Below are 12,013 nucleotides of genomic sequence, written 5' to 3'. Positions count from 1 at the left end.
CCTCCATCGCCACCGCCATCGTCGATACGGAAGCCCCCAACGCGGCCACGAGGCACGTCGTGAGCAGCATGCGTTTCATGGAACACCTCCAGCTCTTGAAGGAGAGAGATGCGAGCGGGACGACACTCTCGTCGTCCACGACCCTGCCTTCGGCCATGCCCGTCCTGGTGGTGAAGAGGAGTCGCGGGGGAAGAGGGGACCGAGTACGGCCCCGAGTTCTCGGCGCTTCGCCTTTTGGCCGCCTCGGATGGGCGCCCGGCGTTGGCACTCTCACTATAGACGCCGCCCGGTGCGCGAATCGGCACATGAAAAAAAGTCCCTCTGGCACGCCGGAATGCGCCTTTCCTACCTACGTCGCGGCTTCCGGCTGCCAGTTCCACTGGCTGCGTGCCACGGCGTCGTGGGCGTGCAGGCTCTCGGCGTGCACCACCCGGAGGCGAAAGCCGGCCACGCCGGGCTGCTCGCGCAGGGCCCGGTCCAGGCGCCGGGCGGCGTCCTCGCAGAACATCGGGTTCTGGCCGTTGGCCAGGGCGAAGGCCTGCTCGTCGACGCGCTTGACCGCGGTCTGCAGCGCGGTGCCGAGGCTGGCTTCCGCCCGTTCGATGACCTCGACCACCGGCAGGGTCTCGCATCCGTCGGTGAGTCGCAGCTCGAGATGCGCGCGGCTGCGCTGGCTGTGCGGCGTGGCGACGATGCCCTGCTCGCTGCCGAGCCAGCGGCGCACCGCCTCGCGGTCGAGCGCCGTCTCGTCCTCGAAGTCGCGATCGAACCGCTCCTGGATCAGCTGTCGCGCCAGCCCCGCCGAGCAGGGGCAGGTCGAGGAGTAGCCGATCTCGAGCGACAGCCTCAGCGCGAAGCCGTCGGGCCCGAGCCGGCCGCGCAGCGCTAAGGGATAGGCCTTCCATCCCGCCAGCGGGCTGACCAGCGCCGGTCGGCGCAGCATGGCCTCGCCCTCCAGATCGAGGAAGGCCTCGCGCGAGAGCTCATGATGGCTGTCGAGGAAGTGTGCCAGCACCTCCTGAAGCCGACCGGGCGTAAGCTCCCGGTCGACCAGACGCTCGAGGGCCAGATAGAGCCGCGACATGTGGATGCCACGCGCCTCGGCATCGTCCAGGCTGACGCCGGCATGGGCGCGCGCCTGGACCGGCCGGCCCACCAGGGTCAGCGGCAGATCGATGCCCTCCATGCCGACCCAGGACAGCCGTCCCGGCTGGTCGGCGGCACCGTCGGCGATATCCATCAGCGGCACTGTCATCAGGCCTCCTCGGCGTCGAGCTCGGCGGGCGCAAAGTCGGCGAAGGGATCGGGCAGCGCGCGCCAGAATTCGTGACCGGCCAGCAGGGTCTCGTCATCGAGCAGGCAGCCGTCCAGGGCCTCGCGCATGCGCGCCTCGTCCATGCCCTGGCCGATGAATACCAGCTCTTGGCGCATGTCGCCGAAGGGCTCCTCCCAGACCTGCTCGATCGCCTCGAGATAGCCGGGATCCGTCGGCCAGTCGATCTCGGGCACCGCCTTCCAGAACAGGCCGGCGAAGCCGTAGTGAGCGACGCCGCCGGCCTGGCTCCACTGGCCGGCGAGGCGCGGGCGCGAGGCCAGCCAGAAGAAGCCCTTGGAGCGTAGCAGCCGCTCGCCGAACCAGTCGGCGTGCAGCAGCTCATGGAACGTCTGCGGATGGAAGGGCCGCCGCGCCCGGTAGGTGAAGCTGGCGATGCCGTATTCCTCGGTCTCCGGCACGTGCTCGCCGCGCATCTCCCTGAGCCAGCCCGGTGCCCGCTGGGCCCGCTCGAAGCTGAAGCGGCCGGTGTCCAGCACCTCCTCCAGCGGGACCGCCCCTTGGGCCATGGCCAGGATCCGCGCCTCGGGATTGAGGCTTCTCAGCACCGCCTCGAGCTCGGCGCGCTGGCGCTCATCGATCAGATCGGCCTTGCTGATCAGCAGCACGTCGCAGAACTCGATCTGGTCGACCAGCAGGTCGGCGACGTTGCGCGCGTCGTCCTCGCCCAGGCTATCTCCGGCCTCGGCCAACGACCGAGCCTCGCGGTACTGAGTGAGGAAGTTGGCGCCGTCGACCACGGTGACCAGGGTATCCAGGCGCGCCAGCCGCGACAGGCTCTCGCCGTTCTCGTCCTCGAAGGTGAAGGTCTCGGCCACCGGCAGCGGCTCGGAGATGCCCGTGGACTCGATGACCAGCTGGTCGAAGCGTCCCTCGCGGGCCAGGCGTGCCACCTCGATCAGCAGGTCCTCGCGCAGCGTGCAGCAGATGCAGCCGTTGCTCATCTCGACCAGGCGCTGCTCGGCGCGGTTGACCGCGACGTCGGGGACCGGCCCGCCGTTGCCCTCGTCCTGCCGCAGCAGGGCCGCGTCGATGTTGACCTCGCTCATGTCGTTGACGATGACCGCCACCCGACGCCCCTCGCGATTGGCCAGGATATGGTTGAGCAGGGTCGTCTTGCCAGCGCCCAGAAACCCGGACAGCACGGTCACGGGCAGGGGATGAGGCTCACTCATCGATGTCTCCTTGTTGGCTGATGGTCACGGTCGTCGCCCGCTCCTGGGGGAGCGTGGCTTTCCAGGCCAAGAAAGATACGTTATAACATAACAAGCTGACAAGACGGCTCGAGTTCTCGAGCCACTTCACGACGGAGATGCCCATGCCCCCATCCTCGCTACTACCCGCACCCCTGCCCTGCCCCGACGCCTTCGCCCTGGCGCCACGCCCGCTCTCGACGCCTCACTGGGCGGAAGGCGGGGGCATCGAGGTGCTGCCGCGCATCTTCGAGGACGCCCTCACGCTGGCCGTGATGCGTCGCCCGGTCGGCAGCGACCTGCTGGCCGGCGCCCTGGCCCAGGCGGAAGCCGGACGTCCGCTGTCGTTCCACTGGCGCGGCGCGCCCGGCGTCGAGCTGCGCACCGCGCTGTTCGAGACCCTGGCCGCGCCCGCGGCGTCCGTCGCCCTGGTGGAGGATGTCGTGATCCTGGCCGAGGCCATGGCCTTCCTGTTCGACACCGACACGGTGGGCCTCCGATTGCGGCTGATGGACGCGCCCATGTGCCCGCGCTTCCACTGCGACAATCTGCCGGTGAGGATGATCACGACCTATCTGGGCCCGGGCAGCGAATGGCTGCCCGAATCGGCGGTGAATCGCGCCGGGCTCGGGGCGCCGAGCGCCGCCAAGCCGGCGATCGTGCGCGACGACGGCGCCATCCGCCGGCTGGAGTCCGGCGACGTGGCGCTGCTCAAGGGCAGCGGCTGGATCGGCAACGAGGCGCACGGCCTGGTGCACCGCAGCCCGGCGCTGGCGGAGGGCCAGCCGCGGCTGCTGCTGACCATCGATCCCGGCTGAGGCGGAGCGTCACGCCTTCCAGGGCAGCGGCGGCGGCATCAGGCGGTCGCCGTCGTAGTCGGGAATGCGGCCGAAGCGCTCGGCACCTGCCTCCCAGTCGCGCTGGGCCTCGGCGATCTCGCCCTTGCCGTGGCCGACGAAGTTCCACCAGATCAGGATCTCCTCGCCCAGCGGCTCGCCGCCGATCAGGATGGCCCGGCCGCCGGCGGGCAGCGACAGGGTGACGGCGTCGCGCCCACGCCCCAGATAGGCCAGCTCGTTGGGCGCGAATGCTTCCCCTTCGATGCCGATCTCCCCTTCCAGCGACAGCACGCCGTACTCGAAGTCCTGGCGGAGAGGGAGCTCGACGGCGCTCGCCTCCCGACTGGCCAGGTCCAGCCCGACCAGCTCGGAAAAGGCCAGCGTCGGCGCGCGCCGGCCGGCGAACTCGCCGATCAGCAGGGTGAAGTCGATGCCCTGCGTTTCCCAGGCCGGCAGGGTCGGATAGTGATCGAAGCGCGGGTCGGTGCGCCGGTCGGCGTCAGGCAGGGCGATCCACAGCTGGGCGGCATGCAGACGGGTCTCGCCGGGCACCGACTCCTCGGTATGGCTGATGCCGCGTCCGGCGGTCATCAGGTTGACCTGGCCGGGGCGGATCACCTGACGGTTGCCGAGGCTGTCCCGGTGCAGCACCTCGCCCTCGATCATCCAGGTGAAGGTCTGCAGGCCGATGTGCGGATGGGGACCAACCCGCAGGCCGCGAGCGTCTCCCATGAAGACGCTGGGGCCGGCATGATCGAGGAAGCACCAGGCGCCGATCAGGCGGCGATGCCGGGACGGCAGCACCCGATTGACCGGAATGCCGCCGACATCGGCGGTGCGCGGCGACACGTGCTGGATCCGGCGCCGGCCGTCGACGACAGGGCAGTCCAGCGACGACGCCGGCTCGGTATCCTGAATCTGGGTGCTCATGGACGCGGCCTCCCGGCGAGTTGGCGATGCCTTGGCTCAGCATAGCTCCGCCATCGGCCCAGCGTCGGGCTCAGCAAAACGCGCGGATGTGCGCGGCCAGTTCGGCCAGCGCGCTATCGTCGGCGCGTCGGTAATCGTGGGACGAGAGATAGCCCTCGTAGCGGTCGAAGTACTTGTCGACCCGTGACTCCACGGGCTGGAAGGCCGAATCACTGCCGGTGCCGTGCATGGGAAACAGCTTGGCGTGCAGGTGATCGACGCCGTAGCCCTCGAAGAACATGCCGGTGCGGGCGACACCCTCGAGCGAGGCATCCAGCAGCCGCGCGACCCGTTTGGTGGCCAGCATCAGCCCGGTCAGCACCTCGTCCGGCTGATCGAAGGCGTAGCTAGGATGGTGGGCCTTGGGAATGACGACCGAAAAGCCCGGCGTGTTGGGAAAGATGGACAGAAAGGCCAGGTGCGCCTCGTCCTCCCAGATGACATGGCAAGGCGCCCGACCGGCGACGATCTCGCAGAAGATGCAGTTCACGTTCGCTCCTCCCTGATGACGACGACACGCCGGAAAACGCCGGCCGCAACGGTTTCTCGGCGCCGGCGGCGTGCTATTCTCCCCGCTCGTTCAGAGCCTATCCCATCCGCGAAGGAGATTCCCATGACTCAGGCCACCGCCCGCCATATCCTCGTCCCCAGCGAAGAACAGTGTCTGGCCCTCAAGGCCGAGATCGAAGGCGGCCGCGACTTCGCCGAGGTCGCCCGCGAACACTCCCAGTGCCCGTCCGGCCGCCAGGGCGGCGAGCTCGGCAGCTTCGGCCCCGGCCAGATGGTCCCCGAGTTCGACAAGGTGGTGTTCTCCGCCGACCTGAACCAGGTCCAGGGCCCGGTGAAGACCCAGTTCGGCTACCACCTGCTGGAAGTCACCAACCGCGGCTGATTGGCGTCAGTGGTAGACCAAGGCCGCGTCGGTGTTCCGACGCGGCCTTTTTCATCAGCCGCCGTTCTCACCCATCGGCTCGGCGTCTCGCGCCTCGAACACCACCCGCACGCGATGGCCCGTCGCATCGGCCAGATTCGCGTAGGGCCAGCCCAGCCGCTCCGTCAGCTGTGCGGTCAGCTGCAGCCCCAGCCCGAAACCGCTTTCGCCCGACGCCGCATTGGTCTCGGCCACCTGCGGGGACACCTGTTGATTGTCGATGCGCACCTCAACGCCGCGCTGACGGATCACCACCCGCCCCTCCCAGGTGTGCACGAAGGCATTGCGGATCAGGTTACCGAGCACGATCCGGACCGGAGCCTCAGGCAGGATCACGCGGCAGGGTTCGGTGTCGAGTTCGACCGTGACTGCCTTGTCGCGCAGCAGATACTCCAGCTCGGCGACCTGCCCCTCGAGCAGTGACGCGAGGTCGAGTTCGACGCCGGGCGGTGCGACCGGCTCCTCGCGGCTCAGCCACAGCAGCGTCTCGGTGAGATGCTTCATGGTGGTGCCGGCCCGCTCCATGCGCGCGAAGACCTGGCGATGGCGCGGGCTCCAGGTCTCGTCATGGGCCTGCTGGAAGCGGCGCAGCAGCTCCAGATTGTGGCGCAGCACGGTGATCGGCGTGCGCAGCTCATGGCTGGCGTGGGCCAGGAAACGCTGCTCCCGCGCCAGGCCATCGTGGGCCGAGCGCAGGCTCTCGCGTAGCAGGCCGGCCAGCTCGTTGAGCTCCGGATAGCCGAAATCGGGCGTCGGCTCCTGCAGGCGACGGGCATCGAGACCGCGCGCCCAGTGGCCCAGCGCCTGTACCGGACGCGAGACATGGCGCAGCCACCACAGCAGTGCCACCAGCAGCCCCACGGCGATGGCCACGCCCAGCCCCAGCAGCGTCATCAGGCTGTTCAGGGCATCGCGCGGCGGCGGTATGCCCTTGTCGGCCATGACCGGCTCGGGGGGCGGGGCCACTGCGTCCACCACATAGAGCGGGCCGGTGGGCGTCGGCTGACGCATGGCGAAATAGAAGGCTGGCCGCTCCGACGGCTCGTCATCGTGGCCCTTGTAGAGGCGCCCCGGCTCGCTCGGCGCCCCATCGAAGGCCTGGCGCACCGCCTCCGGCATGGCCCGCCAGCGGCCGCTCAGGTGATAGCCGGCGACCTCCTGGAGACCGTCGGGCCGTTCCCCATCGAGCCGCCGGACATAGCCGTCGGCCACCCGCGCCATATGGGCCAGGGTGATGTTGTCCATGCCGCGCAGGAAGTAGTTGGCACTGAGCAGCGAGTAGCCCACCACCAGCAGCAGACCCAGCGACAGCCCGCCCAGCAGCATCTGCCCCCTGAGACTGCCGAGGCGTCTCATGACGATGCCCTGAGCGCCACCCCGTGACCGGGCAGCGTCTGGATGAGACGAGTCGTGAAGGGGGCATCCACCGCCTGACGCAAATGATAGAGATGGACCTTGAGGCTGTTGCTGTCGGGCACGTCGTCGCCCCACAGCGTGCTTTCCAGCGCCGAGCGCGCCACCACGTCCGGCGAGGCACGCAGCAGCGCCTCGAGCAATCGCCAGCCGGTGGGCGAGAGATGGATCGAACGCCCCGCGCGAACCACCCGCCTCTCGCCGAGATGCATCTCCAGGTCGGCGCAGCGCAGGCACTGCACCTGGCCACTACGGCGCTTGGCCAGGGCATGGATGCGCACCACCAGCTCCTGCAGCTCGAAGGGCTTGACCAGATAGTCGTCGGTGCCGGCCGCAAAGCCGGCCAGCTTGTCGTCGAGGCCGTCGCGTGCGGTGAGCATCAGCACCGGGATATCGCGCCCGGCCTCGCGCAGACGCTCACAGACGCGCAGACCGTCGAGCCTGGGCAGGTGCAGATCGAGCAGCATCACGTCGAACGCCTGTCGCTCGACCAGCTCGAGCCCCACCGCGCCGTTGGCGGCGTGGTCGCAGCGAATGCCCTCGAGCTCCAGATAGTCGATCAACGTCTCGGCCAGATCGAGGTCGTCCTCGATCAGCAGCACGCTCAGCATGACGCCTCCTCGTCGGACGACGGCCAGCAGCGGCGCTTCAACCGCGCCAGCCGGTCGGCGATGTCATGCTGCACGACCAGCAGGCTGGGGATCAGCACCAGGGTGATCACAGTGGCGAACATGATGCCATAGGCGAGCGACACCGCGGCGGGGATCAGGAACTGCGCCTGCCGGGAGGTCTCGCCAAGCAGCGGCATCAGCCCGGCGAAGGTGGTCACGGAGGTCAACAACACGGCCCGCAGGCGGTCGCGACCGGCCTGCCCGATCGCCTCGTGCAGCTCGACCCCCTCCCGACGCAGGGCGTTGAAGCGAGTGACCAGCAGCAGGCTGTCGTTCACCACCACGCCGCTCAGGGCGATGATCCCGTTCAGCGACAGGATCCCCAGCGCCAGACCGTTGGCCCAGTGGCCCAGCAGCGCGCCGACGACGCCGAAGGGGATCGCGGTCATGATCAGCAGCGGCTGCACGTAGGAGCGCAGCGGAATCGCCAGCAGCATGTAGATGGCCAGCATCGCCACCAGGAACACGTGCTTCATGGAGGTCTGCGTCTCGGCCTGCTGCTCGGCCTCGCCGGCAAAGTGGATGTCGAGCCCCGGATACTGGGCCTCCAGCATCGGCACCACGTCGCGGCGCAGCTGCGCTACCAGTTCGGTGGAGGACAGCAGCGACTTGTCGACGTCGGCGCTGAGGTAGACGGCGCGCTGGCCGTCGATGCGGGTGATGGTATCGCGGGTCATGTCCTGGGTCAGCGTCGCCACGCTGGCCAACGGCACCACGTCGCCGTCGGGAGTGCGCACCTGGGATTCGATGACGTCGGCCACGCTGTGCCGGACATCGTCGGGGTAGCGCACCTTGACCTCGATCTCGTCGTCGCCGCGCTGGTAGCGCTGCACCACCCGGCCGCTGAAGGCCTGGCGCACCTGAGCGGCCAGGTCATCGGTGGTCATGCCCAGCGCCAGCCCCTGGGCGTTAAGCGCCAGCCGCAGCTGGGGCTGAGAGGGATCGAGATTGTCCTCGATGCCGCTGACCGCCGCGATCCCGGTAAACGTCTTCTTGAGCGACTCGCCGGCCCCCTCCAGGATCTCGTCGTCCGAGGCGCGCAGCTCGATGCGCAGCGCGTCGGCCATCTGGCGCACGTGCTGGATGCTCAGCGAACGCGCTCCTTCGGGCATGCCGGCACGCTCGCGCCAGCGGCGCGTGAAGGTCGCGATGTCATAGGGCGCGTCACTCGTCAGCTCGACGGTGAGCGAGCCCTCCTGCACGGAGGTCGAGAGCACCTGCAGATGGGCAATGCCGCTGTCGCCTTCCCCGGCGAGCGAGCGGTCGACCTCGCGGGCCTCGTCGGCCAGATCGTTCAACGCCTGGTGAGTGAGCCCCACGCTGGCATCGCCATACATCGTCAGAGACGCATCGACGGTATCACCCGGCACCTCGGGGAAGAAACTCATCCGAAGCAGCCCGGTGAACGGCATGCTCAGCACCATCACCAGCAGGGCGACGAACAGCGTGACCACGGCGTAGCGATGCACCAGGGCGATATCGATCAGCGGGCGATAGCAGCGCTCGGCGAACCAGTCGAGCCCGCCATCGGCGGCGGCCTGCACCCGTCGCCAGGCTCGCGGCAACGCCCGGCGCGCCTGCCGCTGACGGGTGTTCAAGTGCGCCAGGTGAGCGGGCAGGATCAGCTTCGATTCGATCACCGAGAGCACCAGACAGATCGCCACCACGGTGGCGAACTGGGCGTAGAGCTCGCCCAGGTGGCCGCTGATGCGCGACAGCGCGAAGAACGCCACCACCGTGGTGGCCACGCCGAACAGAGTCGGCACCGCCACCGCCAGGATGCCGCGGATGGTGTTGTCCAGGGTGTCGCCACGCCGCTGGCGCGTGGCGTAGACGCTCTCCCCCACCACCACGGCATCGTCGACCACGATGCCCAGCGCCATGATGAAGCCGAAGGTGGTGAACATGTTGAGCGTCAGCCCGGCCAGGCCGTCGCCCATGAAGAACAGGGTGCCGAAGAAGATGAACGGCAGCCCCATGGCCACCCAGAAGGCCACGCTCAGGTTGAGGAACACCGCCAGCAGCAGGAATACCAGCACGATGCCGGTGATGGCGTTGTGCACCAGCAGCGATAGCCGCTCGAGGATCGACTGGCTGCGGTCGTACCAGGTATCGAGCTCGACGTCGTGAGGCAGGCTGGGGTCGGCCCGCCAGTCCTCGACCACCCGCCGCGCCGCCGCGACCGAATCGGCGATGTCGCTCTGCCCGGTGGTCACCACCTGCAGGGCGATGCTGGGGCGACCCTGGAAACGTGACAGCACCGGATCCTCGTCGTCGAAGGTGTCGCGGACGTCGGCGACCTCGCCGAGGCGCAGGATACGCCCGCTGGCGGTGGTCAGCAGCGGCAGCTGGGCGAAGTCGCGCGCCTGGTAGGCCTGTTCCGAGGCCTTCAGCTGCAGATAGAGGTCGTCGTTGCGCAGCGTCGCGGTCATGGCGTTCGAGGAGCCATTGTTGATGGCGTCCTCGACGTCGGAGAGCGATAGCCCGTAGGCCTGCAGCACGCCTTCGCGGATCTCCACCACCATCATCGGATCCTGCCAGCCGGAGAGGCCGACCTCGCCGATCTGCGGCTCGCGCAGCAGCCGCTTCTTGAGCCGCATCGCCAGCGTCTGCAGGGTATCGCGGTCGGCATCGCCGTAGAGCTGGAGCCACAGCGCATGATCCTCGCGGCGATCCTTCTCGATCACCGGATTGTCGGCATCGGTCGGGAAGGTCGAGATGGCATCGACGCGGTTCTTGACGTCGCGCAGCAGGGTGTCGAGGTCATAGCCTGAGACCATGTCGACCGTGACCGTCACGCCGCTGCCGGTCGAGCTGCTGGTGACGGTGTCGATGCCCTCGACATCCTCCAGCTCCTGCTCGATCTTGATCGCCAGCCCTTCCTCGGACTGCTTGGCCGAGCCGCTGTCGTATTCGACGCTGATGGTCAGGCCGTCGGGCTCCAGGCTCGGAAAGGCCTCGCGGCGCAGCTCGCCCATGCTCATCACGCCCAGCGCCAGGACCAGCACCATCAGCAGGTTGGCGGCGATGGGGTTGGAGGCGAACCAGACGATCAGGCCTCGTGAATGGCCGCTGTCACGCATTGCCATCGACCTCCACCGGGGTCACCACCATGCCCGGCAGGTAGCTGTTCAGCGGATGCGACACCACGCGATGCGTGCCCTCGGCCAGCTCGGCGGGCGGACGCACGTATAGATAATCGCGGTCGGAGAACAGCGGGTCGACGGCGACGCTGGCCAGATGGTCGCCCTCGGTCAGGTACCAGATCTCGCCGGCCTGGCTCAGCGCCGAGGGCGGCAGCCGCCACAGGCCATCGATCTCGCGGCCCTCGAGGCTGACCTCGAGGAAGGTACCCGGCAGCAGCGCCGGCGTCTGCGCCAGCGGCGCATCGACCGCCACGATCAGCGAGCGTTGGCGATCCTCGTCGAGGTGCCGCTCGCTGCGCAGCACCCGCCCCTGCCACTGCTGGCCGGTATCCACGGCGCTCAGGGTCACTGCCTCGGGCGCAACCTCACCGCTCTCTGGATCCTCCAGGCGTGCCCACTCACTGGCTGAGAGCGCGACCGCGATCTCGACCCGATCGGTGCTGTAGAGGGTCGCCACGCTGCCGCCCGCCTGCAGATAGCTGCCCGGCGCCACATCGCGGCTCACCACCAGGGCGTCGAAGGGCGCCTCGATGCGGGTATCGGCGAGATCCTCCTGAGCGCTGGCCAGGGCCTGCTCGGCCTGCTTGACGTCGGCCTGGGTCGCCGCTAGCTGAGGCGCGCGCAGCACCAGCGGCGAATCCGGGTCGCCATTCAGCCCGGAGCGCTGCCAGTCACGTCGGGCCTGCTCGCCCTCGCGTTGCTCTTCGAGCAGCGAGACACGATTGGTCGCCAGGGTCGCCTCCGCCTCGGCCACGGCCTCCTGATAGGCCTTGTCATCGAGCGTCGCCAGGGGCTCGCCGGCAGGCACCACGCGGCCGCTGGCGAAACGGTCGCTCAGGCTTTCCACCCGGCCGGAGACCTGGGCGGTCAGCTCGAGTTCATAGTGGGGCGACGCCTCGCCGTAGCCCTCGACGCGAGGCTGATAACGACCCGCTGTCACCTCGACGACGGAGACATCGGGGCGCACGGCGGCGTCCTGCTCCGCGGCCTGTCCCGCCCCCTGCCCCGTTGGCCCGCCGGGCGGGCCGCCGGCGGCCGGACTCATCTTCACGGCGACGAAGACCATCACGCCGGCCAGCACGGCCAGGGCCATCAGCAAGGGAATCCATCGGAAAGGTCGTATGCTCATTCGCTCACTCCGAGCCCCAGGGCCAGCCCCAGGTCAATGCGGTTGGTCAGTCGGCTCTCGATCAGGTCGTTGCGGCTGACTTCGAGATCGTAGGTCTGCTGCTGCACGTCGAGCAGGTCTACCAGGTCGACGAGCCCGGCGCGGTAGCGCTCGGTATATTGCGCAAGGCTGCGGCGGGCGCTCGCCAGCGCCTCGGCGGTATCCGCCTGACGCCGGGCCAGCGAGGTCTCGAGGCCGATGGCATCCTGTACTTCGCCCACCGCCTCGAGCAGCGTTTCGCGATAGGCCTGGTAGGCATGGGCGCCCTCCAGCTCGGCGATGTCCGCCGCCGCCTTGAGCTGCCCGCCCTGGAACAGCGGTGCGGTGAGCTGGCCCAGCAGTGACCACAG

General features: G+C 68.8%; 11 protein-coding genes. 2 read left to right on the top strand and 9 right to left on the bottom strand.

Annotation, left to right across the window (positions count from 1 at the left end):
* Positions 1-349 precede the first annotated feature (349 nt).
* Positions 350-1,255, bottom strand: a complete 906-nt coding sequence (gene folE2, locus MYL53_RS01860; protein ID WP_247851662.1) for a GTP cyclohydrolase FolE2 — start codon at positions 1,253-1,255, stop codon at positions 350-352.
* Positions 1,255-2,508 (bottom strand): zinc metallochaperone GTPase ZigA, encoded by a 1,254-nt coding sequence (gene zigA, locus MYL53_RS01855; protein WP_247851661.1) that lies wholly within the window; start codon positions 2,506-2,508, stop codon positions 1,255-1,257. The genes folE2 and zigA overlap by 1 nt, the downstream gene beginning before the upstream one ends.
* A 143-nt stretch (positions 2,509-2,651) precedes the next feature.
* On the opposite strand from zigA, the gene MYL53_RS01850 reads away from it, so the two are divergent.
* On the top strand, positions 2,652-3,344 hold the full coding sequence (locus tag MYL53_RS01850) for a DUF1826 domain-containing protein (RefSeq protein WP_247851660.1): 693 nt from the start codon (positions 2,652-2,654) through the stop codon (positions 3,342-3,344).
* 9 nt (positions 3,345-3,353) lie between these two features.
* Here MYL53_RS01850 and MYL53_RS01845 read toward each other — a convergent pair whose 3' ends face one another.
* Complete coding sequence (locus MYL53_RS01845) at positions 3,354-4,295, bottom strand: pirin family protein (protein WP_247851659.1); 942 nt, start codon at positions 4,293-4,295, stop codon at positions 3,354-3,356.
* A 70-nt stretch (positions 4,296-4,365) separates the two neighbouring features.
* Complete coding sequence (locus tag MYL53_RS01840) at positions 4,366-4,824, bottom strand: HIT family protein (protein ID WP_247851658.1); 459 nt, start codon at positions 4,822-4,824, stop codon at positions 4,366-4,368.
* Positions 4,825-4,947: 123 nt separating this feature from the next.
* On the opposite strand from MYL53_RS01840, the gene MYL53_RS01835 reads away from it, so the two are divergent.
* Complete coding sequence (locus MYL53_RS01835) at positions 4,948-5,226, top strand: peptidylprolyl isomerase (protein WP_247851656.1); 279 nt, start codon at positions 4,948-4,950, stop codon at positions 5,224-5,226.
* 54 nt (positions 5,227-5,280) lie between these two features.
* Here the strand turns inward: MYL53_RS01835 and MYL53_RS01830 are convergent, their stop codons facing one another.
* The 5 genes from MYL53_RS01830 to MYL53_RS01810 form a co-directional block, all read right to left on the bottom strand.
* The gene (locus tag MYL53_RS01830) at positions 5,281-6,621 is read right to left on the bottom strand and encodes a sensor histidine kinase (RefSeq protein ID WP_247851654.1); all 1,341 of its coding nucleotides are present in this window, start codon (positions 6,619-6,621) and stop codon (positions 5,281-5,283) included.
* Positions 6,618-7,289 (bottom strand): response regulator transcription factor, encoded by a 672-nt coding sequence (locus MYL53_RS01825; RefSeq protein WP_247851653.1) that lies wholly within the window; start codon positions 7,287-7,289, stop codon positions 6,618-6,620. The genes MYL53_RS01830 and MYL53_RS01825 overlap by 4 nt, the downstream gene beginning before the upstream one ends.
* Positions 7,283-10,438 (bottom strand): efflux RND transporter permease subunit, encoded by a 3,156-nt coding sequence (locus MYL53_RS01820; protein ID WP_247851651.1) that lies wholly within the window; start codon positions 10,436-10,438, stop codon positions 7,283-7,285. Before MYL53_RS01820 ends, MYL53_RS01825 begins: the two co-directional genes overlap by 7 nt.
* Positions 10,425-11,624, bottom strand: coding sequence for an efflux RND transporter periplasmic adaptor subunit (locus MYL53_RS01815; protein WP_247851650.1), 1,200 nt, complete (start codon positions 11,622-11,624; stop codon positions 10,425-10,427). Before MYL53_RS01815 ends, MYL53_RS01820 begins: the two co-directional genes overlap by 14 nt.
* Positions 11,621-12,013 (bottom strand): TolC family protein (locus tag MYL53_RS01810; RefSeq protein WP_247851649.1); only part of this gene is annotated, 393 nt, incomplete at its 5' end. The genes MYL53_RS01810 and MYL53_RS01815, both read right to left, overlap by 4 nt.

Origin of the sequence: Halomonas getboli (genome assembly GCF_023094245.1) — a bacterium.
Taxonomy (GTDB): Bacteria; Pseudomonadota; Gammaproteobacteria; order Pseudomonadales; family Halomonadaceae; genus Halomonas; species Halomonas getboli.
The sequence above is the reverse complement of the archived record's forward strand: the minus strand, read 5'-3'. Positions and strand labels throughout refer to the sequence as shown.

Bases quoted from the DNA above. Each gene is read 5' to 3' on its own strand.
- MYL53_RS01815 (WP_247851650.1), bottom strand. From the start codon at position 11,624: ATGAGCATACGACCTTTCCGATGGATTCCCTTGCTGATGGCCCTGGCC.
- folE2 (WP_247851662.1), bottom strand. From the start codon at position 1,255: ATGACAGTGCCGCTGATGGATATCGCCGACGGTGCCGCCGACCAGCCG.
- MYL53_RS01825 (WP_247851653.1), bottom strand. From the start codon at position 7,289: ATGCTGAGCGTGCTGCTGATCGAGGACGACCTCGATCTGGCCGAGACG.
- MYL53_RS01845 (WP_247851659.1), bottom strand. From the start codon at position 4,295: ATGAGCACCCAGATTCAGGATACCGAGCCGGCGTCGTCGCTGGACTGC.
- MYL53_RS01830 (WP_247851654.1), bottom strand. From the start codon at position 6,621: ATGAGACGCCTCGGCAGTCTCAGGGGGCAGATGCTGCTGGGCGGGCTG.
- MYL53_RS01850 (WP_247851660.1), top strand. From the start codon at position 2,652: ATGCCCCCATCCTCGCTACTACCCGCACCCCTGCCCTGCCCCGACGCC.
- zigA (WP_247851661.1), bottom strand. From the start codon at position 2,508: ATGAGTGAGCCTCATCCCCTGCCCGTGACCGTGCTGTCCGGGTTTCTG.
- MYL53_RS01820 (WP_247851651.1), bottom strand. From the start codon at position 10,438: ATGGCAATGCGTGACAGCGGCCATTCACGAGGCCTGATCGTCTGGTTC.
- MYL53_RS01835 (WP_247851656.1), top strand. From the start codon at position 4,948: ATGACTCAGGCCACCGCCCGCCATATCCTCGTCCCCAGCGAAGAACAG.